The 26648-nt window shown below is 58.2% G+C and carries 17 protein-coding genes and 1 riboswitch; of the genes, 5 read left to right on the top strand and 12 right to left on the bottom strand.

The window, feature by feature from the left end; translation table 11 throughout:
• Positions 1–5: 5 nt before the first annotated feature.
• From H6F75_RS13585 to H6F75_RS13555, 7 genes are all read right to left on the bottom strand, one after another.
• The gene (locus H6F75_RS13585) at positions 6–194 is read right to left on the bottom strand and encodes a hypothetical protein (protein WP_190753018.1); all 189 of its coding nucleotides are present in this window, start codon (positions 192–194) and stop codon (positions 6–8) included.
• 17 nt (positions 195–211) lie between these two features.
• Complete coding sequence (gene petN, locus H6F75_RS13580) at positions 212–301, bottom strand: cytochrome b6-f complex subunit PetN (protein ID WP_073610575.1); 90 nt, start codon at positions 299–301, stop codon at positions 212–214.
• A 112-nt stretch (positions 302–413) separates the two neighbouring features.
• Positions 414–1451 (bottom strand): agmatinase family protein, encoded by a 1038-nt coding sequence (locus H6F75_RS13575; RefSeq protein WP_190753017.1) that lies wholly within the window; start codon positions 1449–1451, stop codon positions 414–416.
• A 48-nt stretch (positions 1452–1499) separates the two neighbouring features.
• Positions 1500–1838 carry a DUF86 domain-containing protein gene (locus H6F75_RS13570; RefSeq protein ID WP_190753016.1) on the bottom strand — a complete coding sequence of 113 codons (339 nt, stop codon included), beginning with the start codon at positions 1836–1838 and terminating at the stop codon, positions 1500–1502.
• Entirely contained in the window at positions 1810–2142 is a 333-nt protein-coding gene (locus tag H6F75_RS13565) for a nucleotidyltransferase domain-containing protein (RefSeq protein ID WP_190753015.1), read from the bottom strand. The genes H6F75_RS13570 and H6F75_RS13565 overlap by 29 nt, the downstream gene beginning before the upstream one ends.
• A 95-nt stretch (positions 2143–2237) precedes the next feature.
• Positions 2238–3521, bottom strand: coding sequence for a polyamine aminopropyltransferase (speE, locus tag H6F75_RS13560; RefSeq protein ID WP_190753014.1), 1284 nt, complete (start codon positions 3519–3521; stop codon positions 2238–2240).
• A gap of 454 nt (positions 3522–3975) precedes the next feature.
• Positions 3976–4527 carry a peroxiredoxin gene (locus H6F75_RS13555; protein ID WP_190753013.1) on the bottom strand — a complete coding sequence of 184 codons (552 nt, stop codon included), beginning with the start codon at positions 4525–4527 and terminating at the stop codon, positions 3976–3978.
• Between the two features lie 162 nt (positions 4528–4689).
• Here H6F75_RS13555 and H6F75_RS13550 point away from each other — a divergent pair, with 162 nt between their 5' ends.
• The 3 genes from H6F75_RS13550 to H6F75_RS13540 all read left to right on the top strand — a co-directional run bounded on the left by H6F75_RS13550 (position 4690) and on the right by H6F75_RS13540 (position 7563).
• Entirely contained in the window at positions 4690–5664 is a 975-nt protein-coding gene (locus tag H6F75_RS13550; RefSeq protein WP_190753012.1) for an aldo/keto reductase, read from the top strand.
• A gap of 325 nt (positions 5665–5989) precedes the next feature.
• A riboswitch (cyclic di-AMP (ydaO/yuaA leader) is annotated at positions 5990–6150 on the top strand.
• Between the two features lie 98 nt (positions 6151–6248).
• Positions 6249–6824 carry a universal stress protein gene (locus H6F75_RS13545; protein ID WP_242019988.1) on the top strand — a complete coding sequence of 192 codons (576 nt, stop codon included), beginning with the start codon at positions 6249–6251 and terminating at the stop codon, positions 6822–6824.
• 220 nt (positions 6825–7044) lie between these two features.
• Entirely contained in the window at positions 7045–7563 is a 519-nt protein-coding gene (locus H6F75_RS13540; protein ID WP_190753011.1) for a universal stress protein, read from the top strand.
• Between the two features lie 331 nt (positions 7564–7894).
• On the opposite strand, the gene H6F75_RS13535 is transcribed toward H6F75_RS13540, so the two are convergent.
• Positions 7895–8551, bottom strand: coding sequence for a hypothetical protein (locus tag H6F75_RS13535; RefSeq protein WP_190753010.1), 657 nt, complete (start codon positions 8549–8551; stop codon positions 7895–7897).
• Between H6F75_RS13535 and H6F75_RS13530 the strand changes: the two genes are divergently transcribed.
• Positions 8550–9560 (top strand): aspartate carbamoyltransferase catalytic subunit, encoded by a 1011-nt coding sequence (locus H6F75_RS13530; RefSeq protein ID WP_190753009.1) that lies wholly within the window; start codon positions 8550–8552, stop codon positions 9558–9560. The two genes, H6F75_RS13535 and H6F75_RS13530, sit on opposite strands and share 2 nt — an antisense overlap.
• Positions 9561–9630: 70 nt before the next feature.
• Here H6F75_RS13530 and H6F75_RS13525 read toward each other — a convergent pair whose 3' ends face one another.
• Positions 9631–10392, bottom strand: coding sequence for an ElyC/SanA/YdcF family protein (locus H6F75_RS13525; RefSeq protein ID WP_190753008.1), 762 nt, complete (start codon positions 10390–10392; stop codon positions 9631–9633).
• 205 nt (positions 10393–10597) lie between these two features.
• Between H6F75_RS13525 and H6F75_RS13520 the strand changes: the two genes are divergently transcribed.
• Positions 10598–11062 carry a molybdenum cofactor biosynthesis protein MoaE gene (locus H6F75_RS13520; protein ID WP_190753007.1) on the top strand — a complete coding sequence of 155 codons (465 nt, stop codon included), beginning with the start codon at positions 10598–10600 and terminating at the stop codon, positions 11060–11062.
• A gap of 59 nt (positions 11063–11121) precedes the next feature.
• On the opposite strand, the gene H6F75_RS13515 is transcribed toward H6F75_RS13520, so the two are convergent.
• The 3 genes from H6F75_RS13515 to H6F75_RS13505 form a co-directional block, all read right to left on the bottom strand.
• On the bottom strand, positions 11122–14268 hold the full coding sequence (locus tag H6F75_RS13515) for a hypothetical protein (protein ID WP_190753006.1): 3147 nt from the start codon (positions 14266–14268) through the stop codon (positions 11122–11124).
• 97 nt (positions 14269–14365) lie between these two features.
• Entirely contained in the window at positions 14366–18049 is a 3684-nt protein-coding gene (locus tag H6F75_RS13510) for a hypothetical protein (RefSeq protein WP_190753005.1), read from the bottom strand.
• A gap of 12 nt (positions 18050–18061) precedes the next feature.
• Positions 18062–25276, bottom strand: a complete 7215-nt coding sequence (locus H6F75_RS13505; RefSeq protein ID WP_190753004.1) for a hypothetical protein — start codon at positions 25274–25276, stop codon at positions 18062–18064.
• Between the last annotated feature and the right edge of the window lie 1372 nt (positions 25277–26648).

The raw sequence follows: 26648 nt of genomic DNA, 5'->3' as shown, positions 1-26648 counted from the left end.
CCAAGCTAAGATTTTGCGCGCCGCTTGGAGCTCTGCCGATCGCGCTTGGCGGTCTGCTCATCGTTTTTGCGGCGGCGGCGATCGCGCCAGTCGGCGGCAGTTAGATAGACCACGCCGCCAGTCACGACGACCATTAGCACCAGAGCAATGGTGGCCAAAATGCCAAAGGCTTGAGCTTGTACAGTTGCTTCCATAGCTATAGACGCTGGGTTTAGAAACCGTTGCGACCCCAGATCACCATCGACAGAGAGAAGGTAAAGACGACCAGTAGCGAAACCCAGCCGAACGACAAGATGTCCATAGGTGCTTTCTTAAGACTCAAAACAACACAGCTATTTTTATCATAATGCCACGGCGTTTCCCCGCTTAAACGTCTTGCTGCTCCAAGGGGCAAGATTTTTGCTGAAGACCGTCTATAGCCCCATTAGGCAGCACAGCTTGTAGACGGCCCGAGCGCCCACATTGCCGTCCCACTCACCGTCGCCTACCTCACAGAGGTCAAAGCCAACAATCTGTCGCCCGCTGCGCACCACCTGACGCAGCAGACAAAATACCTCTTCCAGTTCCAGCCCGCCGGGAACGGGGGTGCCGGTGTTGGGGCAAAGCTTGGGGTCGAGGCCATCGGCATCGAAGCTGACGTAGACTTTCTCGGGCAGGGCCGCCGCGATCGCCTCACACTGCTGCATCCAGGGAATGCCCCGATAGGTATTTTCTTTCACCACCGAGTCGTAGTGGGTGACAACGCGCCCCCCCGACTGTTTGATCAGCGCTACCTCGTCGTGGCACAGGTCGCGAATGCCCACCTGCACCAGCTTACTCACCTGGGGCAGCTCCAGCAGGTTGTACATAATTGACGCGTGGGAGTAGCGAAAGCCCTGGTAGCCGTGGCGCAGGTCGGCGTGAGCGTCGATGTGCAGCACGCCAAAGTCAGGGTGGCGCTCGGCCAAGGCCTGTAGGTAACCCAGGGGCACGCTGTGGTCGCCACCAATCACCCCCACCCGCTTGCCCTGGTCGAGGGCGGCGGCGGTCTGGGCGTAGAGCCAGCCGGTCATCTGTTCGCAGGCGTAGTTGACGTTGTCTAGGTCGGTTTGTAGCAGGGGCTGGGTGGCGATCGCTACGCCCTCCTCCGTTGCCTGAATAACGCGATTCGCCGCCTCCCGCACCTGCTGATTGAGCTCGAACAAATGCTGGGGAATCGGCGGCATATAGATTCCCTGACGCCAGCCATCGGGATTGTCGCGATCGTACAGATCGAGCTGGGGAGAGGCCTCTAGCACCCGCTGAGGCCCCTGGGCGGTGCCCTGGTGGTACGACACCGTCACTTCCCAGGGCACGCCAAAGATGACGATGCCCGCTGTGTCGTAGTCGCAGGGCAAGCCGTAGAGGTTGCCGTTGTCGAGGCCGACACCGCTGGGGTCAAAGGTTTGCAAATTAGCGGTTGAGGTGGTCATAGCGAGTTGGATTTTGCTTGGTTTTCGGGCCTGTCTAAACATGGCCGCTTAATTTTTTGGCGGAATATGTGATGTCAGCTCTGCAATCAAGGGAGGAATTTCGGCTTGAACCACGTTCCAGACAACGCCGATATCAATGTCGTCATAGCCATGTACCAGGCGATTTCGCATGCCGTTTATTTCTGGCCAAGCAATGTTGGGTAATGCCTGGCGAGTGGAGTCTGAAACCCGCCTTGCAGCTTCGGCAATCACTAGTATGCGACGGATAACGGCATCCTGAAGCTGAATATTCTTAGCAAACTCGGATTCAGAACACTGCTTTGTATAGGCAGTAATTAACTCTGCTGATTGCAACATATCAAGCAGGAATTGAAGATCCCGTTGCATAGATTACCTGGGCAGAGGAGATGATTTCGTGGCGGCGCAGGTAGTTAAGGCTGGTTTCAACGCCTTGACGAGTGATCAGATCCACCTCTCGGCGAAACAAAACCTTTAGTTCTGCTTCCATTTGATCGAGGGTGCGGAAGGTCGGATGGGCTTCTGGATGAAATTGCACCATCACATCTACATCGCTGCTGTCGTGAAAGTCATCACGTAAAGCAGAGCCAAACAGAGCAAATTCTGTGACTTGCCAGCGATCGCAAAATTCAGCAATCTGTTCTATTGGTATTTCAATCTGAGCAACAGCCACGCTAGCTTGACCTAAGAACGGCAATCCACACTGCTCCGTAGAAGGGAGATAGGAGAAGCATTCCCTGCTAGTCCCCTATCTCCTAGTTTAAGACGTTAAGCCTTCAGCATGTTTTGTACAAAGGTGGGAAGGGCAAAAGCCGCTTGGTGCATGCCCACGTTGTAGTACTGCAAGTTGTGCTCAGCGGCAAACGATTCAGACCTAGCCGCATCCATGCCCTGGGTCGGGTGGGCCGCGCCCTTAGTAGCGTAGTTAAAGCTCCACATGCCTGTTGGGTAGGTGGGGATAAACGCCAGATAGCAGTACACATTTTCGTCGCCAAAAATGCCTTCTAAACAATGGTGAATATCCACAAAAGCCCGCTGGTTAAATCGGGGCGACTCACTCTGGGCTGTGATCGCCCCACCGGGTTTAAGGATACGATTCACTTGCTGATAAAATGCCGTGCTAAACAGCCCCTCCGAAGGTCCTACGGGGTCAGAAGAGTCGATCACAATGAGGTCGTAGCTGGCATCGGGGGCATTGGCGACAAAGGCAATACCGTCTTCAATGCGCAGGTCGAGTTTAGAGTCTTCTAGCGCCCCCGACAGCGAGGGCAAGAATTCCTTCGAGGCCCGCACCACAGCTTCGTCGATTTCGACCATGGTGACTTTCTCGACCTGGGGATGGCGCAGAATTTCGCGCACGCTGCCGCCGTCGCCGCCGCCAATCACCAACACATTTTTAAAGGTGGGATTTAGCAGCATGGGCACGTGGATGATCATCTCGTGGTAAGCGTTTTCATCCTTTTCGCTGCACATCACCATGTTGTCGATGGTGAGCATTTTGCCGTAGGCAAAGGTGTCAAAGATTTCGACGGTTTGGTAGGGCGATTTTTCGCGGAAAATGCGATCGCCCTTGTGACGAATCGACAGCGCAATGTCGTCGTTTTTATCGGTGAACCAGACGCTGCGGCTCTGTTTTGGGGTGACCAGCTTATTGGTGATCTCATCGCGCAGTTCGCCCAGATCGACGTCGATGCGCTCCAGCAGTTCGAGCTGGCCCCGGTTCATCTCCAAAGCTGAGCCGTAGTCAGCTTTGAAAGCGACCTTGAGTTTGTCGAAGGAGATCCAGGGGTTGACGGTGTCGCCGCAGGTAAACAGATCGACCGCCGCATAGCGGTACTCAGGCCAGGTGTGGATGGCCAAGTGGCTCTCTTGAATGACCACTACCCCCGACACCCCAAAGGGCGAAAAATGGTGAAACACTGAGCTAATTACTGTGGCTCCAGCATCGGCAGCAGCCCCCACCATGCTGCTCTCAATTAGCGGTACGTCGTTGAGAATGTCTGACGAGCAGCCAAAGAACTCAACCAAAATATGTCGTCCGAGCGAATTCATGCGCCCTTTCCCCCTTAGAGTTGGCCCAAAACAAAGATCGACTACTGTATCACTTCAGAGTCTATTTCCCCAGGGCAGTGCGAGGCGCTGCCTTAGGGATCTTGTAATGGTGTAGACCCCCAGGGGCGTTTTTGCCTGTCGGGCAGATCACAAGTGGTCGGGAGGGGCAGACTTCAAACTGAGGGGGCGATCGCGTGCTAGAAGATGTAGCCCACCGTCTCAAGGCCTGCTTTCGCGCCACCCACACTCTAGTGCAGTGTCAAAGCTAAGAATTAGGGTTCGCGTAGGTTGGGTGCAGCGGAGCGGAACCTAACAGCAGTAAGTCTTGTTGGGTTCTGCGATCGGGCTACCCAGCCATAAACTGGGCTCGACAGGCCGCTAGACCCACAGGCAGCAAAGAATTTTGGGATTGGCTCTACCCCTGCCCAGCCAACCAGATCGAGCCACCTATTTCCTACACTCCCTGCTGCAACTCATCCAGCGTCGCCAGCACCTCTTTGCTATGAATCACTGGCTGCACTCCCAAAAAACGGGCCCGCATCGTGCCGTCGGGGCCAATGATGTAGGTATGCCGCATCGACATTGCCCCCAGCCACGAGCCGTAGGCTTTACTCACCTTTCCTTTTGGGTCAGATAGCAACGGAAACTCCAGCCCCTCCGAATCGCAAAACTCGGCATGGGACTCAACACTGTCGGCACTAACGCCAATTATTTGAGCATTGCGGGCTTTGTACTCAGCAATGTCGCGCTCAAAGCGCTGGGCTTCAATGGTGCAGCCCGAGGTAAAGTCGCGGGGGTAAAAATACAGCACTACCCACTGGTCGCGAAAGTCAGCCAGTGACAACTCCCCATCGCCAGCGTTGGTCGGCAGGGTAAATTCTGGAGCTGGCTCTCCTAAAGGAATTTGGGCACCCCCCAGGGCTAGGGCAGGGGCAGGAGACATGACCCAGCTCAGCCAGGCCAGACAAAGACCCAACGCGGCCCGAAGCAAGCGACGGCGATTCATAGAAATCCAGTCCTGGAAATAGAAAATTTATGGAAAAAACGGGAACATTCAAGCTTCAAATCCTCCGATCGCTAGAGGTTTCTGAAAGCTTTTTAACCAAAGTTTACAATATAGCTGTCCCGTCCTTAGGTCAGCCGCCGCTCCCTTCAAGGAACCTTTACGATGTCTCCGACTTCTCCAATCACTGACCTACAGACCCTTACCCTCGGCCCTGACGGCCCCACTGTACCAGCGTTGGGAGTGGGTACCTGGGCCTGGGGCGACTCCCTATTTTGGGATTACGGCAAAGCCTACAGCGACAGCGACCTGCATGCTGCCTTTGAAGCCTGGCTCGATGCCGGTCTAACTCTGTTTGACACCGCTGAGATCTATGGTTTTGGTCAGTCGGAGCGACTGCTGGGCCGGTTTATGCAGCAGCGTCCTCAGCAGGCTTTGATTGCTACCAAGTATTTCCCACTGCCTTGGCGATTTTCTCAGCAGTCGGTGGTTGACGCGCTGGCGGCTAGCCTCGATCGCCTCCAGGTCCCCTCGGTAGCCCTCTATCAGGTGCACCAACCGCTGAGTTTCTTGCTCAGCCAAAAGAACCTTATGCAGGCCCTAGCGGCGGAGGTGAAGCAGGGCCGCATCGGTGCCATCGGGGTAAGTAACTATCCGGCCAGCCAAATGCGTGAAGCCCACGGTTATTTAGCTGAGTATGGCATTCCCCTCGCCGTTAACCAGGTACCATATTCTCTACTCAACCGCAAAATCGAAACCAGTGGCGTGATGGAAACGGCGCGGGAACTGGGCGTCACCATTCTCGCCTATAGCCCCCTGGCTCAGGGGTTGCTCACGGGCAAATACACCCCCGAGACCGACCTCAAACCCACTGGCGCTAGACGCATTAGCCCTAGCTTTAGCCAGGGGAACTTAACCAAGCTCAAGCCCTTGATTCAGGCGCTGAAGGAAATTGGGGAGAAGCATGAACGCACCTCCGCCCAAGTGGCCCTCAACTGGCTAGTGGCCCAGGGCAATGTGCTGCCTATCCCTGGCGCTAAAAACGCCCGCCAGGCTGCCCAAAACGCTGGAGCCCTGGGTTGGCAACTGACCGTAGATGAACGCGACCAGTTAAGTCAGCTGACTCAGGACTATCGCTAGGCTTGCAGGGCGGATAGGCTGCGCTCGGGCCAGTCAGCCTACGGTTATCGCTAGGCTTGGAGGGGAGGATAGGTGGCGATCGCGGCCTATCCTCTATCGCTTCAAAGCCAAAGAATCCTTCTAACGGAAGATGTTTAATTAGAAAAAAATGATTTTCTTAAGAATATTTTTTGTCTTGATTTGCACTTTATTTTAAGTCAGCAAATTCACCCAAAAAATAAAAAACTATTGTTTTATTATCCAGGTGTATCGCGAGATACAAATAGTCACATAACGCAAGGATTGTGTTGACGGTTTTCATTTTTCCCTTCTACAATTTAGAAGTCGAACAAGTCAGCCTAATCTAGTCGGCCCTAGCGGCTAGAGCGGGGGAACCAGTAAAGGGGCGTGTTTCCGAGTTCTTAAACCCCCATGAAGGGTAATCGGAAAAGGGTATCTCTCAACCCTAGCCCGTCAGCTAACCTCGTCGGCGTTGAGGGAGACTGAACTATCACCATTTACGCTAATGCGTTGATTGTTTCAGTGTCCTAAGTCGTGTTAACACGGCTTGTTCGCTGTTCATGACTAGGCTCCAGGAGGGTCTCATGCAGCTCAAATCGCGCACTACTGCCCCGTTAAGGCAGCCATTTTCAAATGCACCTCAGGTTTCTCCCGAGGCGGCAATTAAGCCCATGATCATGCGTTTAGAGGCGGCCCTAGGTCGTCGCGATCTCGCTAAGAATATTGTTTTGCTGCTGCGGCCAAAGCCCCCTATTCAAGGCTCCAATGTAGACGAGCAAACGATCAATTTTGTGGTTGGCTACAGTGGCTCAGCCCACAGCCAGGCGGCCCTCGATTTGGCCTTGTGTGTAGCGCACCAAACCCGTTTGGCTAAGCCAAACCCTGTGCTGGTGCATGTGGTTTATGTGGTCGATAAAACTCGCCCTAAAACTATTGCCAATGCCGATCGCATTTTGTGGCAAGCTCGCTGCCTAGCTAGCGAGTGGCGCGGCTCGCTCAACGCCCACCTCCGGGTCGGCCAGGTCGCGACGGAGCTTAGCCAGGTGGCTAAGGAGATCGGGGCTGAGGTGCTGCTGGTGGGTTGTCATACGACTAAGCACCGACTGGTGCAGCAGCTAGATACTCAGACCCCATGCTCTGTGCTAGGGCTACCCAAGTAGATCGACCGCCTTCCGGCCTGGATCAGCAGGTGTCAGCCTCTCAAACGGTAGTGCGTCATGCTTTGTCGGATCATCGCGGTCCTGCAAAACCTCTGGTCTAGGTGTTGTAACCTCAGTCTGCCGGTGGGTGGTAATGGGCGATCGCGCTTGCTGCCACCCCTTTGAGTAATCCCATCAAACACTTCGAGCAATTTAGCCAACTCTACTTAAGGAGGAAACTATGAGCTATCAAAAAATTCTGGTAGCCCTCGATCGCACTGCCGCCTCCGACCGCGTCTTCGACTATGCCCTAGAACTAGCCCAGTCTTCTCAGGGGGAGCTGCAGCTGGTTCACAGCCTTGATGTCAAAACCGACAACCTGGGGAAGCTAATTGATGCTGGAGTCGGTCTGCAAACCTCTGCCAATATGCAGCACGACGAGGAAACTGCCCAGCTACAGCAAGTTCAGGAGGTCCGACAATGGCTGGAACATCTGCGCGCTGAGGCTCTAAACCGCAATGTATCAGCAAATTTTGTCTGCGAAATGGCTGACCCTGGTTCCTTTATCTGCCATCTCGCTAAAACCTGGGCCGCCGATGTAATTGTGATGGGCAACAGCGGCAAAAAGGGCTTGAAGAAGCTTGCTTCGGGTAGCGTAAGTGACTATGTGGCAAAGCATGCCCCTTGCCCAACTATGGTAGTACCCAACGACAGCAGCCTAGAGGTTGAACTCTTATCCAAATCCTCTGAACCTGCCTAGGTTTTAATCTTTTAGTCACCGATACGATATTGCTAAAACAATTGATATCAGGAGAATATGATGGGTGCCACAACCAGCTTAGGTATGAGACTTTAAAGTTTTAATGCTGATGAAAACGTCAGCTTGGGTTAAGGAAACTTCTCTACCAAAATTCTCTTAAAAGACGCGATCTCGTTGGTGCAGTATCAAACCTAGCAACGGCAGAACAGGAGTTTTGACTGTATCAAACGCGGCTATGACAGACGGGTTAGGACGATCCGGAGTGTCATAGGTTGAGCTCGTTAGGTGTTTCCATCCATTTGTGCTCAATCTTTTGTGCTTTGTTATAGGTTTACAGCACCAGGGGATTACCCCGGTTGGTGAATGTCACAGCCTCAATTTTCCAATCGGGCTGATTGATCAAGGTTTCTCGCAGGCTGCCCAGCAGGGCTTTTTGCTCGCACACCGATAGCGATTGCAGCACCCGACGCGAGTCGCGAGCTACTCGCAGGTCGATGGTAACGGTGCTGGTTTCTGGGTCAAAGCTAGTGCGGTAGCCCGAAAGCGTCAGTTCTGAAATTCTTTGCTCCGCCATAATCAGGGCAACGGTATTCTCCATGCTCTGAAGGCGGGGCACCTGGATAGGCTCTGTTTGATAGCCCTCGCAGCGATTGTCGAGGGTGTAGAGGTCAACGGCGACTGGGTCGGCAGGCACTACCAGCCGCCGGGCCTTGGCCTGCATCAGGCGATTGGCGGCGACCAGAGCATTGGTGGGGTCAGGCAAGGTTGTCATCGGGCCTGAGGGTTCTTCGCCCAGTGCTTCGCTGGAGCTAGCGGTGGCGGTAGATGGCTGGGTAGGGGCTGGCTGGGCCATTTCTGACCCAACCTCATCCCTAGCGCAACCTCCCAGCAGACCCAGCAGCGCCAGGGAAATCACCCCGGAGATTATCCCGGAGGCTCTGAGCCAGGTATGGTGGGGACGGTATTCAAGGTTGAGACAACGGACCATGGCAAGTGCTTCCTGGAATCGACGACATGTGCTGTCGCTGGCTGATTTTACGGCGGCGGAGTTTGAAACGGTGATGGAGACGGCGGTGAGCTTTTGGCAGGTGCTGTCGCGCCGCACTCGTAAGGTGCCTGCCCTGCAGGGGTTGGTGGTCACCAACATGTTTTTTGAACCCTCAACTCGCACCCGCAGCAGCTTTGAGCTAGCAGCCAAGCGCCTGTCAGCGGATGTGCTCAACTTTGCCCCCGGTACCTCGTCGCTCACTAAGGGTGAGACCATTCTAGATACCGCCAAGACCTACCTGGCCATGGGCACTAACTTAATGGTGATTCGCCACCAGGAGGCGGGGGTGCCAGGGGCGATCGCCGCCGAAATGGACCGGCTAAACACTGGGGTCGGCGTGCTCAATGGCGGCGACGGGCTCCATGCCCACCCATCCCAAGCCCTGCTCGATCTATTCACGCTGGGGCTGACCCTTGATCCGGAACAACCGACGGCATCGCTGGTGGCAGGCAAGAAAATTGCCCTAGTCGGTGATATCCTCCACTCCCGCGTCGCTCGCTCGAACCTCTGGTGTTTAACGGCCTGCGGTGCTGAGGTCCACCTGGCGGCCCCACCCACCCTGCTACCTCCCGGTTTTGCCGATGCCTTCATTACCCAGTCGCCCATCGACATTCCCCGCGCCATCGTGCAGCACAGCACCCTGGCCCCAGCCCTAGACGGAGCTGACTTTGTCATGACCCTGCGCCTGCAAAAAGAGCGCATGGCCCAGCACCTGCTGCCCAGCCTGCGGGAATATCATCAGGGGTTTGGAGTGACGCGCGATCGCATCCAATCCTGTCAACCCACCGTCAAAGTTCTCCACCCCGGCCCCGTCAACCGTGGCGTCGAAATCAGCTCTGACCTGATGGATGACCCCGCCCTAAGTCTAATCAGCGATCAAGTTACTAGCGGCGTCGCCGTACGCATGGCGCTGCTGTACCTAATGGGAGTAGGGGACAAGGGGGGATGAGAGTAGATGGGCAAGGTGACAACCACCCATCCACCCATCCACCCGCCCACTCACCTACCCGCCCACTCACCTACCCAGCCCTCACCCCAAACCCCGGCTCCCCCGTTTCTCGCGCAAAATATCGGCCCATCACGCCGTAGCCGATCAGTCCGGCCCATTCTCGCAGTACTAGAAACTGGCGTTTGCGATTGTCTAGACTTTGTGGAACGGGGCTGGGGTGGGGCGTGACCTCGAATCCCAAGCTGCGGAAGGTGAGCAGCGATCGCGCCATATGGGGTGGGTCGGTGACCAAAATGAGCCGTCGAATGCCCTGAGGTTGCAGCAGTGCCGCTGTAAATAAAGCGTTTTCGTTAGTGGTGGCCGAGCAGGGTTCGCCGTCAATCGCCTCTGCTGGCAGCCCAGCCGCCTCTAGCAGTTGGCCAATTTCGGTGGCGTCGCTGCGACCGCTGGCAAAGATTAGGGGTGCCCGCTGCTGTCGCCACAGCTCGGCGGCCACCTGTACCCGACTGGGGCGAAAGTCTGCCCCGCGCCCTAGCACCACAATGGCATCGGCAGGCTGGCCGCCATCTTGGGGAATCAGCAGCGCCAGTCCTTTCCCACCCAGCTGAGTCCCTAGGGGAGATAGGCTCAGACTATAGAGCAGCACCAGCAGCACCCCGGCCAGACTAATCCGGCGCTTCCACCGACGGGGGCGCACGATCCAGGGGGCGGCAACCATCACAGCCAGGATTGGCAGGATGAGGGTTGGCTGTAGGAGCAGATTGAGCAGTCGCCAGAGCGATCGCGTCAAGTCACCCGCTGCTGTAATGTGACAGGCCGATAGATCAACCACGGTATACCTCCGGCTTAGACTGTAGATGCAAGGATGCCCACCCTATAATGCAAGTCATTGGCCGCAGGGGATGTCGGCCCCAATACTGGATGGCCCGCCCCGATTGGCTGCCCTGCTTAGGATGGCTGCACACTGTAACCGACAGCTACGGTAGACGAATTTTTGTTAAGCCGGTGCCGTCTCTGTTGTTATTTATGAATTCTTTATGCCGCTTGCTACGCCGAAATCTGTGGTAGCACCCGCTGACAGCCTGCGGGTGACCTTTGCCCCTCTGTCCCTCGACGAGGTCTATGGTCTGGCCGATGACCCCGCCAACGGTGCCGTGGTGGTGATGAGCGGCATGGTGCGCAACAACAGCGAGGGCAAAGCCGTTGTGGCGTTGGAATACCAGGCCTATGAACCCATGGCTCTGGAAGTGTTTAAGCAGATCGCTGTCCAAATTCGCGACACCTGGGCCGATGCCACCCGCGTAGTGATTCACCACCGCACTGGCAAACTGGCCGTGGGCGACATCAGCGTGCTGGTAGCGGTGGGCTGCCCCCACCGGGCTGAGGCGTTTGCGGCCTGCCAGTATGCGATCGACACCCTCAAACACAACGCCCCGATTTGGAAGAAAGAGATATGGGTAGATGGCTCTACCAGCTGGGTGAGTATTGGCAGCTGTGAATAGGAAAGTAAGTTTCCCCAAGCATTAGAATCCTAAAATTAGAATTCTCAGTTACTCAGGTTCTACCCCTCCAGGAGCAGTTGTCCCAACAGAGCCAGCAGATTACTACCGTCCTCATCCACCCCATCAGGGTCAGCCACATCAGCGTCTTGAGGAATGACGGTTGTATCATTGGGACCGACCCAGATTGGAGTACACCGTCCCAATCCACCCTGTCGCAGGAGATCGACAACGGCGTCAAAGGCGGCTTCCGGCTGCTGCAGGCGCAGCCACAGAGCCGAGGCCAGATCCGGGACAGTGGGCACATCGATGCCCAGCTTGGCCGCCATCAGTTCCTGCCGAAAACGGCTGATGCCAGCGGAATATCCCTCAGCAATCGAGCGATCCATACTCACCACATCCACCCCGCCGTCGAAGGTCATGCCCCGCCGCCGAAAGTGACTGGTTCCCACCAGGCACCAGATATCGTCCACAATCACGGTCGTCGAGCGCAGGACCGCCGAGCGCCCCGGAAAGCCGATGGGGTGAAACGCCGCTACCCGCTGCTGGGCTTGAGTCGTTAGCGTTTCAATGGCTTCTCGGCGATGGGCCAGGGCAGTGCGCACCCAGTTGGCTCGGGCGGAATCGAAATCGGGCAGTCGCGGCAGGCAAAGGATCACTTTCAGGCGGGAATTGTCCTGTAGTCCCTGACGGATGACCTCCACCAGGTCAATTTCGTGGGCCAGAGGAGGCCCATCGGATCGAGCCGTGCTGGCAAACATGGGGCTTTCAATATAGATGAATTCCCGCGCCTGCCCCAGAGCCCGACGCAAAGCCCAGAGCGCATCCCGCTGGCCGAACTTGGCGGTAATGATTTCCCGCTGCACCCGGGGGCGAATCTCTTCTTCGTTGCCCACGGTTACGGTGGGCGGAGTCAGCCCAAGGTCATTGGCAATCTGGTTGACGGTGTTCTGTACCGAGTCACCGGGCTGAGGGATAGGAATGAAACCCAAGCCTAATTCCGGCGTGTCGGTGAAGGGGGCAATGGTTTCCAGCATAGCGGCGGCTACCGTGCCGATGGTGTCGGCCGGGGGGGCATTCCAGTTGTCGCCCCCGGCGGTAACAATCCAACCGGGGGAATCGGGGGCGGTGGGAATTATTGCCTGAGATCGTTTTAGGGCGTGGAGGGCCAGATCGTAGGCCAGTCGACCATCGGCTCGAATGCCGGTGGCATGGACATCGGGTCCGGCAGGATTACCAGGATTGCCCAGTTCTGGATGGGAACAGCGGCTTTCCCACTGCCAGCGGGCCCCGGTCAGCACCGCCTGCCAGTCAAGCTGAGCATCGACTGCGGGGGAAGTGCCTAGGGCCAGAATGGTTTCGAACCGAGCCTGGGTGGGTAGTCTGGGCCCCTGGCGGGGTTGGGTTTCGCTGGCTAAACGGCGAGCCAGGTCTGCGATGTTAGCTGGATCACCCGAAGGGGGGACGAAGGTGCGGGGAATGCCAAACAGCGGAGTAGGGGCAACGGCGCGGGTGCTGAAGGCGCTAAACAGAGCCGTGAATGCGGGTTGATTCAGTAGCTCCAAGCCGCCAAAAGTGCCCAGATTGCTGGTCCACGGAGCGGGTGGGTCCGTCAGAGTGACGCTGACTACGGAAAACAACCGTCGCTGGCCGGTGCGGCTGGTCAGCACCAGGTCTATGTCTAACCGGGCGGAGTTAGGTTTGGCTTCGGCGGGTTCCAGGTTAAACGGATTCGTCAGGAGCACCTGGATAGGGGTGCCAGAAACAGCAAGAGCCGCACCGCCATCGGCCCGCACAAAGGAGGGCTGCTCACCACTGATGGCCTGAATTTCGAGAAAGCGACGGGGATAGATACGCAGGTGAGTGCCCTCCGGCAGGGTATTGGCGGGGAGGGTGAGAATCACATCCAGATCGGCCTCCGGACCATCACCGCCGTCTCGCCAGGTGCCGGTGAGGACGGCAATGGGGTCAAGATTAGCGGGCAGGGCGGCGTTGGTGTTGGGCGGTGGGAACGTTGGCCAACGACCTATGCCCCCTGTTCCACCAGGGACGGCCAGGGATTGGTCAAGGGCGGGAGAAACTGCCAGGGCAAAGACTCCAGCCCGAGATGGAGCTGGAAACCCGGCGGCAATTTCGGCAGTGGCTCCCAGCACATCCATGCCATCCGCCAGGTAGTCAAAGTTGGGCACAGCAGGCCGTACTGTGGGCAGTAAAAAGTCGGGAGTGGTGCCGTCGTCGGGGGGAATAGTGGCCACTGGACTGTCGCTGCGGTTGCCCAGCAGATGCCAGTCGAGTTCCACCGCCATTACCCGCAAAAACTGCCGGCTCAGGGAACCCCCGGCAGGCGGAGACAGTGGCTCCCGAGTCAACTCCCCGTTGGTGGCCCAGCCCCAGTAGAGAGGTTTGGCCTCATCGGCCGCTTCATCGGTGTCAGAGCGGCCCAGGCGCTGATCGGCCTGCCAATCAATCAGGCCGCCATCGGGTACCTGGGCGATTTCGCTGCTGCCTGCATCGATGACCTTCAAGCGACCGGTGGGTTGGGTGGGTTGATAGCCCCAGCCGTGGGGGTTAATCACGTGGCAACGGATGCCGTTGGCCAGAGTGGCAATGCCGTTCAATCCGCCGGGTTGATCCACGGCTGGGGCACCGGCAGCGGCAAGTTGCAGGGCCGGCCGCCAGGTCAGCAGGTCGAGGGCCATAGCGGCTACGGCAATAGGGTCAACGGGCAGGCCCCGGCCATCGTGAAAGGAGACGGTGGCGGTGCCCGCGAGCATCTGTTCTCCGGCCAGAAACCAGTCGGGCACCGGCAAAGACGCGGGGGGCGTAATACCCTGCAGCACCATCGCTACGGGCACCGGGCGGATTGCCGGATTGCCGTAGCGGGCAGCTACCAACCGTTCCAGCCGACGAGCCGCTTCGGGATGTAGCTTCAGGACGGCAATCGGACCGGGTAGGGGAGCACCGCTGCTGTCGCTCCAGAAACTGGGGGTGAGTTCGTAGGTGCGAATGCCGCGAAAGGGAGCCAACACGTTGGTCAACGTCAGGGTCAGGGCAGTGTCGTCATAGTCTCCCGTAGTGGGGGTTGCCTCGGCCCAGGCAGGGCTCAGGTTGGGTACCGTCAAGCCCAGGGCATCAAGCCCCTCGGCCTGCAGTTCTTCGGCAGCTCCAGCGGGGGTGAGGATGGTTTGGGGGGGAATGATGTTGACCATGAGTGGGGTTTTTGGGGGTGAGTGCTTTTGGGAAGGTGCATTCGCGGCACCAGGCCCAGCAAAATCCGCTAGATTCTAGCTGTTGGCCGCAGTGCAACTACGACAACCTCCTACCGTGGGTGGCGGTGCGGCCATCGGGGGAGCGGAGTATCACCCTCAACTGTCCGGGACTCTTGATGTAGAGGGTGAGCGTAGTATTACCTCGGGCGGGGCGGCTGCGGCGCATGGGGATGGCGGCGCGATCGCTCCAGGGATTGTCGTTCTGACTTTCAATCGGAATCTTGTTCAGGGCCAGTTCTGTACCTGTGCTGGCCAGAAGGCTGCGCTGTCCTTGGGGTATCTGTAACTCGGGGCGTAGCGTGGCCTCAACGATGTAGGGACCCTGGTTAGTCTCCAGGGGAACCGAGGTTTGAAAGCTGAATTGGAAGCGATTACTCCGTAGCTCTGTAACCTGGGGTGACAAAATTACGGGCTTCGGCAAGAGTTCGACGGGAGCCACCGTCAGGGTTTCCTCGCTGGCCCGGCCCAGGGGGTCGTTGAGCAGCACCCTAACTCTGATGGCATCAGAGATGTCGATTCGCCGCAGCCGCAGGGTGTAGCGGGTCGTGCCGTTGGGGCCGGGTTCTCGCCAGAGGGTATTGAAAGCGGCAGAGGGAGAGGATGGCACCTGGAGCAGGGTATTTTCTCCGGGAACGGTCGGGAAGCTCAGCAGTGACGTTAAGCTGCTGTCCTCATCCACCAGTTTGGCTTCGACCTGCAGGCGGTGGGCTCCTAGGGGGGTTGGTTCCAGGGGAGCAGCGCTGAGCCAGGTGATGTCTACGCTGCTAGCTCCGCCCGAAAAGGCACTGCTTAGTGCCGACAGATCGGGCGGGTTGGCGGGGGGCAACACCAGCTGCTGGGCAGCGCTGGGTAAAGAGCGGCCCTGATAAATCCCCCGGGTGAAATCGTCGACGGACCAGGTGACGGCCCGGTAAAACACGGGACGCCAGGAGCCGCCGGGACTATCGGTACCGCTGACAATGCCAATGGGTTGGGCTTCTCCGGGGGCATCGCTGACGGTAGGGGAAACCATCCAGGAGGCAACGGAACCGGTAATGGTGGCCACGGCAGGTCCCATGGTATCCAGCTCTAGGGAGGCTTCCGGTACCCACACTCGATGCAGGTCAACCTGGGATACCACCGCTCCAGGACGGGTTTGAATCTGTACCCCAGCCCGGTAGACAGGCGGGGTGACGCTGTCATCCAGCAGGCGTCGTACCTCCAGAATGGGGGGGGCGGGAGCGGCGATTTGGGGAGCGGCATAGGCGATCGGTCGCCGTCGTCGGGTCTCCAGCGGTTCGGCCAGACTGGGCCAGTCCGATTCCACCTGACCGGCACTGATACCCATCACTATGTAAAGGTAGATTTCTTTGGTACCCCGGGGCAGGGTGATCTGGGTGCTGGTGCCGGTTATGGGCTGATCATTCAGGCGAGTAAAGGATTGACGGCAGGCGAGTGGATTGGCCCCAAAGGCATCCCGCAGTTCTACCAGTCGTTCCGACAGGGTTTGGCTGAGCAGGGGCTGGGGCAGGTTGCGATCGCTCCTCAGCTTTGCCTCGCTGGTCATGTAGATAAAGTAGCCCGTCGCCCCAGCCACCGTCGGCCAGATAAGACGGGCATGGTGTTCGCCGCTAGCGTCGGCCACGCTGGTGAGCAGCACATTTTCATGCTGGATGTCGATTATCGGAGGACGGGGGTCAGAAGCCGAAACCACTAGGGGTTCTGACGACCAAGCCCCGACCCGCTGGGGAGCCCGATGTTCTACCCCCCGTACCCACAGGGCCAGCCCGATGTGCCCGGTGGCGGCGAAGTTGAGGTTAAAGCTGGTGATGATAATCCGGTAGCGGCGAGGACCCGACAGCACAGAAGGCCCAGACAGGAAGGTTTTACCGTCCTCCGCCAGGTAATTGACCGTGTCGCCGGGGGGAACCGTGCCGCTGCTGCTGCCGCCAAAGATGATGCTATAGAGCCCGGCCATGGCATCCCCCAAAGCCTTTTGCAGATTTCCCGGTAGGGGGCCAGGGGGCGGGTTGTCGCCTCGTTTCGCCTGGGGGTAGAGCCGCCCGACCAGCTCCAGTCGTTCCAGCGATCGCACCGACCAGTCCCAGCTCAGGTCAATTACCAGGGTGGCGGGGCAAATTGAACCGCTGGCAGGCAGTTCCATGTCCAGCCGGGCAGAGAGAATCGTCACCTTTTGTACGGCTGGTTCCTGCAGATTTTGCCCGGCCACAGTCCAGGAGCTCCATACTCCAAACAAATCCTGGTGGGCTACCCCATACCGCAGGCTGTTAGGGCTGGCGCTGCTGGCGATCGGGTAAGTTTCATCCAAAGCCTGAATTTGCCCGGTAGTTTGTTCTTTTTCAGGGCTGGTGGTGGCGCTGATCGGCTGTAGAGCGGTATCGTTCTGCCGGGGTTCCATCAAGGCGACGACGCCCCCCGCCGGTACCTGCTGCTGGCGGGCCAGAGCGTAGCTGCTCACCCGCAGAGGGATGTTGTCAGGAATTTTATCCCAGCTCAGGCGCACCACTCCCCGCCAGGGCTGATCCACCGTATTGGGAGCCCGCAACCCGTCGCTGGAGGCCTTGAGATTGGTGGGAGGCAGCGGCGTACCGGCAATGAATGGGGCAAACAGGATGGCGGCATATTCTACTGCTCGGCCCCGGCCACTCAGACCTCCCTCATAGCGAGCGGTCACCATGTAGTCGACATCACTACGTAGAGGATCACTAAAGTACTGCCCATCTAAAAGGGGTGGCAGGTCCAGATCCTCCAGGGCGGTGCCAAAGCCAGTCATTAAAGACAGTAGCGGGTCGGTAGCCGCCCCCAGGGTCAGGGTCTGCATGGGCGAAAACCGGGTAGTGGCGGGTTGCCCGATGCCCTGCAACCGCAAATCTTGAAGCAGCTCAAAGGTGTGATGGCGGCGGGGCGGCAGAGTCTGAATCATTTGCCGCAGGGGGTCCATCAGGTTATCCTGCAGGGTGGTCAGCAGGGCGTTGGGGTCGGCCAGCTGCCAAGGGGGTGCTGTAACTCCTGGGGCCATTTCCAGCTCCCAGCCATAGAAGGGGGCCCCCCGCCGGAAGCGATCCAGGGCGGCCTGGGGAGGCGACATCAGGTTGCCCACTAAACCCTGGGGCTGGTCTAGGTCAAACACTCCGTTCCAGGAGCTACCGGTGGGCAACCCCACGGTTTCTACGAGCTGCCAAGTGTCGTCATTGGCGGCATCGTCTTTAATGCCGACCAGGGACAGTAGATTAACGCTGGGGGATACTACCAGGGACTGGACCGCCGGGCCGCTAAACTTTACGGTACGGGTGCCGGGTTGCAGGGGGGCAAAGCCAACCAGGGCAGAGGTCAACGGTGCTCCAGCGTAGCCATACACCAGACCATTGATGTTTAGTACGTCAAACCTGGCACGAATCATGGCTTGAGGTTCGTCCCAGGTAATCACCCGAAAACCGGTGGCATTCAGCACCTGGGGCGTAATCTCCCGTTCCTTCGCCATGGGAATCGCCGGTCGCCGCCACACTCGAAAAGGCTCCGTTGGGTAGCCCGCCTCCTTGGGATTCACCAGCCACCGCAACTGCACCAGTCGGGTGGTAATTTTGCCCTGCCAGTCGAAAATATTTCGCTGTCCGGCAATGGCTTCTGCCCGGGGAGACTGAACCTGCCGCCGCCGCACTGTGGACCAATCCACCACAGCGCCCATGAGCATTAGCCGGTCGGGGTCAATAATTCTGGCCATGATCGTCTCTCCTTACTCTTCCCAAGGCGCTTTAACAAAGGTGATGTCCACAACGGTGTGCCGCCGCTCCGGCAGGTCTAAATAAGGTTCGGGAAATTCGGGAGTGACCAGATCCAGCCGCAAGCGCTGGCTGCGACTGTTGGGGGGCAGCACCACCAGGGCCCGCTGCAGACCAGGAGCCCGAATCATGCCCGCCGGTACCAGGGAGCCGGAAGTCGCCTCCAGTTGCAGCCATTCCTGGGGCTCGTACTGCCAGCGTTCTGACGTAATAAGGCTAGTGTCATCGACCACCTGGGCAGGGTAGAGCCGGGTGCGCCACAGGGGTTCTGCCGCATCTACCAGCACCGCCGTAGGCTGGGGGGGATTGTTCCCCACCTGCTCCCAGAACGTGATGATGCGGGGACGGGTGGGGGCTGGCATGGCTTCTAGCCCATGGCTGCGCAGTTGTTCATCCAGCTCTGGCCCCTGGGGGTGGCGTCCGCCGAAGTAGCCAAGAATGGCGGCCATACTGCCGGGAGCCACAGCCCGACCACTGTCCTTCACCGCCCGCAGAGAAGCCGCAAACTCCTCGAGGGTGGCGTAGGCCCCGGTACTGAAGTGGCGACGGTAGACGCTGACGCCCGCCTCATCCTCAGGGGCACCGGTATCCACCATCTCCACATCCAGGATGTAGCCCGTGTAAGGGTCGAGGGGAATGGGCACCGTCACGGAGCTGTGGCGGGTACGGTTCTCATCGATGGGAATGCAGGGGCCGGTTTCTTTAACGACTTCCTCCAGCAGCTCTTCCCAAGGGGAAAGAATGGCGGCCGCAATGGGCTGCAACGTCAGGGGATTAATTGGGAAGGGATGGGGCACCGTTGGTTGCGGCTGGGGATGGTGGGCCGATGCCGCCTGCAGCCGAATTCGCAGCGCCTTGCCGTAGGCGGCATAGATGCGATCGACATCGTGGGTGTTGAACACCAGGCGCAGGGGTTCGGCCCCGAAGACAAACGGCTCTCCGTCATTGGGCAGGGTCAATAGCATCCAGGGGTCGAGCCGACGGGGAGCTTCAGCATCGGTGCGGAACCAGAAATGCTGGGTATCAGACTCCTCGCCGCCGCTGGCTCGCTGGCCGGTCCAGGTGGCGCTGACCCGATACAGAGAACTGGGATGCAGCAGGGCATTGGTGGTGCTGTCGGGTCCCAGAATGGAGGTAATCACCTCCCGCTCCTGGCTGATCTGGGAATTGTCCCAATCGTGGCGCTCCACTTCCGACCGGCGCAGGCTCTCGATCGCCGCCACATAGTAGGGCGGGGCAAAGGGTTCCTTAGCCGTTTGATCGCGAGGCAGAAGGCCCAGTTCAATATGGTCAGCCCCAGCCCCATTGATGGAAACCACGATCGCTAGCCCCGGTAGGGTCGACAGGTAGGTTTGCAAGTGGGCAATGGAATTGCTCCAGGGGCTGGAGGGGTCGGTCCAAAGGGCGGGCAGGGGTTTGACATTAATCCAATCGCTGGGGGTCGGAACTACCCGAGTCAGCTCATGGCCCTCCGCATCCGCTGTGCGCACAATGAACCGCTTCTGCACCAGGAAGACCCGCTGCACCAACAGCAGTAGGGTCGTTTCCTGGAAGGGGCCGGTGTGCAGCCTGACCACGTTGTTCAGGGGGCCGTGGGTCACCCCGGCTGCCTCTAGCGCCTCGGCAATTTCCTGACTGCGGCTCTGGTCGCCAAAGACTACCGGGCGGCCATCGTCGAAAACGGGGGCAGCCAGGATGCGGACATCGCATTGCGGCTGGGTCACCCCCACAGCTCGCGCTGTGGGAGTCGGGAATGTCTGGGTAGCCTGCACCAGCGCCGCCCGACTGAGGGACTGTCCCCTGGCCCTGAGCCGGTCTAACTGGGTGAGGTCAAGGGGTTCGGCAGTCATGGGCTGGGTTTTGGCGACCTTTTCATGGAGCCGGGGAGTAATGCGGAACGGGGTCACCTGGTTATCGGGCACCAGTCGGGTAAAGACCGGATCGGCGCGATCCACTCGACTACCCGGTATTGGGCCGGGGGTAAGGCCAATGGGACCGCGACCCCCCACCACCAGGTCAGGGATACCGATCACCGAGGGAATCATGGGCGGCGGTGTCGACGGTTCTGGGGTGAGATTCGGCTTGCAGGGCACCAGCGCTCCGATCACCACCGCCGGAGGAATGCCGCGCCAGTTGTCAATTTGAGGATTACCAGAGCGCCAGCGTTCCGTCACATGCAGGGTAGTATCGGGGTCGGTGGAACGGCGGGTATCGGGTGGATCGGGCAGGGCAATGCCTTCCAGCTCCCAACCGACGGGGGATGGTCCCAGGGGTTCGTAGAGGAAGGTCCACAGCACCGGAGTTGGGGGAGCCGCGTTCTGACAGGCGGTGCCCCAGTGGTGCTCAATGGATTCCTTCAGCACCTCGCTCTTTTCGATGGCTTTGGTGGCGGGAGTGGGTTCCCAGGTGAGCAGGGCCAGCTGGGCGGTTTCGTTGGGTTCGGTGGTGTTTCTCAACGTCCACCAGCGGGCGGGGGTGCCGCTGCCGATGACGTCGCCGCCCAATTCCTCCATCCGTTCCAGGGTGACTGCGGTGAGGTCGTAGCGGTAGCGCTCTTCGCCCCGAGGAATGAACCCATCGGCGGGCACCCCAGACAGGTCGGGCACGGTTTCTCCTAAAAAGGTCAGACCAGTAGCTACGGGAGGCATGATCATCGACAGGATGGGAATGGCGTCGATGGGCACCGTTACCAGGTTGTTCAGGGCATTCCCCGTGGGTGCGTTGTTGCTTTCCAGACCATCCCCCAGGCTGCCGTCTACCGGGCGATCGACGGCGGTTCCTTGCACCAGGGCCGGAGTGCGGCTCTTGAGGGAGAGTTTTTTCACCAGGGCGGGCGGCGGCAGGGCGGGCTCTTCAGAGCCAATTTCGATAGAGACACAGCCCTCCACCTCAAAGAAGAAGAAGTCGATATGGCCGCAGGCCTCTCCCTTGATGTAGGTTTGTAGGTCGGTGCTGTCTTCGCTGGTCTGACGCACGATTACTGTCAGAGAGGCCGAAGCCCCAATAGAAATAATGAACAGCCGCAGCTCACCGCTGAGTTCGAAGGTGCCCCCCAGAATAAAGGGGTCAAAGCCGACCACGGCATCCAAACTGCCGCCCACCCGCAGGTACAGCCCGGCATCCACATTGCCCCAGACATAGGCGGCGGCAGCCCCTATGCCGATGGCAAACCCTTCGATTTCCGGCAGTCCCTTGGCGTCAAAGGCATTCAGGCCGTTACCCCGCAGCATCAGGTAGCCAGTGCCCCGCACGAGCCCCAGCACGTTCACCTCGATGGGTTCGCCGTAGTCCGATCGCTGGCCCAGATAGATGTGCCAGTTGCTGGGGGTACCGAAGGGGAAAACCGCCTCCACCGGAATTTTGACCGTCAGCAGCTGGGGAATTTCGTAGGTGGCCAGAATGCCGATTAGGAAGTGCTCGGGGGTAATTTCGATAATGGCCAGAATGCCCCCGGCCCCACCCATGTCATCCAGCGCAGGCGGCGGCGATAGAATGCGGGCATTGAGGATGATCACCACCCGGGGCCCCGGCAGCTCCAGCAGGAAGGTGCCGTCCAGATTCATGATCACGCCGCCTTCCATGGTGCCGATCAGGATGCCGATGCCGAAGGCCCACTGGTTGATCTGGGCTACCCACAGGGGCGTGCCGCTGGGGGCGAACAGTTCCTGGGGTTGGCCGTCCGACTCCACTAGCCAGACCAGGGCCGGGGCGCTGCTGCCAGCCCCAATGGCCAGGTTGCGCTGGTAGTGCATGCCGAAAATGCCCCGGAAGCCGAAAATGCCTAAGCCCGAGCTGCCCAGGGGAATGCCCACCGGCAGCACCACGTTGAGGGAGACATATACAGCAGTAGCCGGACCCCCCGCTGCCGCCGGAATCTGCTGAATGGCGATCGCAGCGGCCACCCGCAGATTTACCGGGCGAATGGTCAGGTCAATCTGGCCGGCAATGCCGCCGTCGTTAATTTCCAGATACCCCTGGCCGGCCAGGGCACCAGGAATATCCACGCTGGCCCCTAAAGCCGTGAGCTCGGGAGCCCGCAGGTCTTCTCCGGGGGAGCTGGGCAGGTAAACCCGTACCCGGGCGCGATCGAAGGTGACTACCCCCAGGTCGATAGCCAGCCCCAGGTCTACCTCAAAGGTGAGGGGGTTGGTGCGCGACAGCCGGGCTCCCAGCACCCGCAGGATATTGCCGAAGGGTTCGGCCACCTCCAGGGCACTGCCATCCATCAGGTCAATGTCATACCCCCGGGAGGAGTCGAACACCGGACGTAGGCTGAACTGCTCGCTGCCGTCTTCGCGGCTGCCGAACCGTAAACCGATGGCCTTGTAGCGGATCTTTAAAGGCTTTTCTTGAGGAATGCGAATCAACGACGAGTTGCTGCCGATGCCGATGTTGACCGAACAATCCATCCGCAGGTCGGCCAGCAGAAAAGCTTCCAGCTCGCCGTTGCGATCGCGCTGCAAAAACTCCCCGCCGTACCAGATCACCCGCTCAATTTGGAACCAGGGCAAAGCTGCGATCGCGCCGGGAATCGCCAGGGTGGTTCCGGTTAAGGCCCAGTCGGCCACGCGGCCCTGGTTAGATTCCGTCGCGGCGACCAGCAGTGGCCAGAAGGATAGGTAAGACCCCAGCAGCGTTAGCCCCAGGTTCTTATCTTCTGGGTCTTCGCCCGGTAGCCAGCCTGCTACCGCCAGCCCGTCCTTGTCGGCGGGGTCGGCCCCCAGGGTAATCAGGGTGGTGACGCGTCCGGTGGCCTGGTCAGCCTGGGCCAGCAGCCGAATTTTGGTAATGCCATCGGCAGGGTTCCCCTCCGGAACCGGAGTTCCCGCTTCCAGGGTGCGCACCTCCGGGGCCGACTCGCCCCCCGGTTGGCCACTCGCCTGCAGATGATCTTCCGCGAAGGTCTGCAGGTCCACTTCCCCTTCCAACTCCCCTGCGATCAGCACATCTCGCACGATGCGCACCTTGAGCCTGGCAGAGCGGAACCAGCCTGGCGGCTGGGGCGGATTGACGGGCGGCGGATCGACCACCGGAATAATCGGGTCTGGCGGCGGCGGCGCAGCGGGGCGTTGTACTGTGACTTCTGCCTGCTGTTCCTGCTGATTTAACCCCGGGGGCAGCACTACCGTAGCCTTCCACCAGTCCCGCTGTTTGAGGGCACCGTGTTTACTCCAATTGTCTTTCCAATCCGTGAAATTGCCGCGAAAGCCGTTATATGCAGCGGGGTTACGGGGCTCAGGGTCAATCACTAAATCGAAGTTCTTGTCGGGATATCGCTCCCGCAACAGTTCCCGCACCGTAATGGCGCGGCGACGAGCCAGCAGGTAGTTATAGACGTCCTTACTGTCGATATCTTCGTAGCTGGCCTCCCCGACAATCTGTAGGGTTGACAGGGGTGGAACGAGCTGGAAAGAGGCATCGTAGGCCACCAGGGGGTTCTGATCCAGCCCCTCCCGATTGGCGCTGGGCAGGTTGCTGGCTGCTTTGGCCGTAGACACATTGCGCCCACTGGCCCGGGAAGCTTTGCCGTATTCAAGCAGCAGTCGCGCTTCATCCGACTGATCAACATCCCTGGGCTCTTCATAGAAAAAGTGGAAATCCACCTCATCGGGCACCATGCTACCGGGACGGCGCACCTGCACCGTACGGCTTACTCCAGGCCCAACCGGCACCAAAAAGCTGGTGCGGGGAGAGCCTGGTGAATCGCCATCCAGACTCCATCGCAGGGTGGCATCCGGCGGATCGGTGGTGAGAATGACAGCCTGGTCGGTCTGGCTGGCCATCACCACCCGAATCGGATTAGCGGGGTCCGGTGTTAGGGTGGCGGGGAAGACAGGGGCCGGGAATACTCCCGGCGTAGGCAGACTGGCCTGGGCTATGCGCCGCTGGGCGGTAATGGTCAGGCTGGCCGCAATGGGGGTTTGGTAGCTGGAGTCGACTACCTCAATCTCAATCTGACGAGACGCCGCCCCGCTCAGGTCGATATCCACCAGGGGCTGGTCCTGGATAGGGCTGCCGCCATCAATTCGTACCGTGGTTGCGTAGGGCACCCGGCCCCCCTCAATATCCACCACCATGCGGGTCAGCTCCGGCAGGCGAGCGGTGGCGGTAGTATCGCCGGTAAGCTCCAGGCTATACACCTTGCCATCGGCGTCGAAGAACCGAGCCGAGAGCTTGAGTTCCCCAGACCCCTGGTTGATCAGGGCCAGATCAAAGTCTCCAGACACCCCAGCATCGTCCCCAAAGCCGATCAGCAGATCTTCCACCCCTGCCTCGAAGGCAAAGTCCTTAGCTCCCTCCGGGGCCAGAAAGAATCGCACTTCCGGCAGGTAGAGGCCGCCCCAGTCATCCCCAAAACCGAATTTGGCGGTTACCGCTGGGGGAGTGTAGCCGTCGGCTAAATCCAGCACTGCCTTGCGGAAGGCAAAGCCCACGGTGCGATCGCGGGGGCCACCCACAAAGGCATAGGGAGGCTCCATTGACACCAGCTCTGCCACAGCGATATCCCCCGGATCGTCCAGCCCCGAAACCCCGGCGGAAATCAGCTCAAAGCTTAGGGTGCTGCCAACAGAATTGCCTTGGGCAAACCGAAACCGCAGCCGGGGCAATCGAATCGACACCTCCTGGTAGGCTGGGTCGGGCACCAGCAAACCGTTTGGCAACATCTGGGCCGGATGCAGAAAGGGCGGACGCACCGAGGGCGCATTCAGGATTAGATCCAGCCGGAAGCCGCTAGAGGGGAAGTCCGACAGGGGCGTTTCCAGGGGGAGCACATCCCACACATCCAGCACCGCTTGGGTGGCATCAAAACCGTCGGCACTGATGGTGTCGACCCCAGCGGCAATGATGGCTGACCCCACCCGCGGCACCACCAGCTCAAAATCGAGGGTGGTTTCCTTCAGGTCAAAAATCGGGGCCCGACGGCTGGGGTCGAAGGGAGGCTCGGCCTCATCCACCTCGGCCTCTACGTCCAGTCGCCCTTGGCCAATGTCAATACGGGCTCGTCCGTTAAATTCACACTGCCCTCGAATCACCACCCCAAAGGCGGCGGATGCCGTTTCAAAGGTCGTGACTCGGATTATGGAAAAAGGTGCATGGTTCGCCCCTAAGTTTTCGCCTTTCACCACGTAGGGTAAGACCAGATCGAGCAGTGACAAATTAAAGGGCATAATTTAAGTCCAAAACTCGAGAACAGACGGGCAGAAAACTGTTTCGTACAGGATTTAGTCCTATGAAGTAGAGCACTCATCGGAGATAGAGCCATTGACACAGGCTCAACTTCCTAGAAGAAATTTCCACGGGAGAATAGAGCCAATCACTAAGGATAAATAACTTACAGATAATGACTTGCTAAAAGTAAAAGCCTCCAAGACAAATGACTCTATGCAGAGCATTTGAACCAGCCAGCAGCAGATGCATAGAGTGACTCAAACAGAAAGGCAAAGCTGTTAAGGCTACTTTAGCGATATCCCTCGGTAGCCTGACTAGCCTGAAAACACGAGACAAAAAGTTACTCATCTCTTGAATCAAGAGATTCTAAAATTTGGTATTGCCTATTATTCCTAGATTATGAGGAAATTTTTCTGCTTCCCTGACAAGTCTCTAGCAATACTTCACCACAAGGGCACACGATCTGATTGTCAATCCAATTGCCCGAAAAAACTAAAAACTTTTCAATTTTTAACTCGAAAAACACTCCTCAAGACGAAGGTATAAGCATCCTTAAGAAATAAATTATTTTGTTAAAAATGCTAAAAGCCATCCGAGCTCCTAGGAATGGCCCATGAATACAAACACCATAGCGTTTAATCATTCAAGGGAAGTCAGCACAAGTTCCTATTAAGTCAAGATCGCGTTTGGCAATGCATTCCTAAGTTTTAAATGCAAATTCAAAATCTTCTTTGATGAAAATCTTTTGAATACTTGATGTTCTTTAAAGAGCATCTTGCTTGGAAAACGGGAAAGGCTGGAGAAGCAACTGATAAATTCCTTTAGTTCTACATCGCGGGCAGCACTTTGCAACCTAATTAAAGGAGTAAAAACCCGAAATGCAAAGAATTTTGCCTCAAAAACGGCCCAGGTTATGACTGAATACACCTTTAAAGGCAAAATGGCCTTCAAGCTGAACAGATCTAAACCTCTTCTATTAACCCGAATGAAACCTTGATTCTCACAGGCTGAATTGCCACAAAATCGTCAAATCTCCTGGGCTGTCACAAGAGGGATATTGATCGGTAAAGGCTATATACTCCATTTAACCTGTGCTTTGAGTGAACCACATGAAGTTATCTGAAGTAACCAAAGAGATAGTCTGGATAATCTCTAGGAAGTGTCATCAATTAAATCAAATCACGACAGCCGCCATGTAAATCGAGCTAAGAAAGGTTTCTGCGAGCTTATCGTAGCGGGTCGCAATCGCTCGATAATGCTTAGAGGGCGTTTGAGAAGTCGGCTAAATAGTAAAAAAGCTCACACGGTCTAGGCTGAGATTACGAAGACTACAGCCCCGTGAGAGCGATGAGTAAAGCCTACACCAGCAAT

Origin of the sequence: Nodosilinea sp. FACHB-131 (assembly GCF_014695395.1) — a bacterium.
Taxonomy (GTDB): Bacteria; Cyanobacteriota; Cyanobacteriia; order Phormidesmidales; family Phormidesmidaceae; genus Nodosilinea.
Note: the sequence above shows the minus strand (reverse complement) of the source record. Positions and strands in the feature narration are given on the sequence as shown.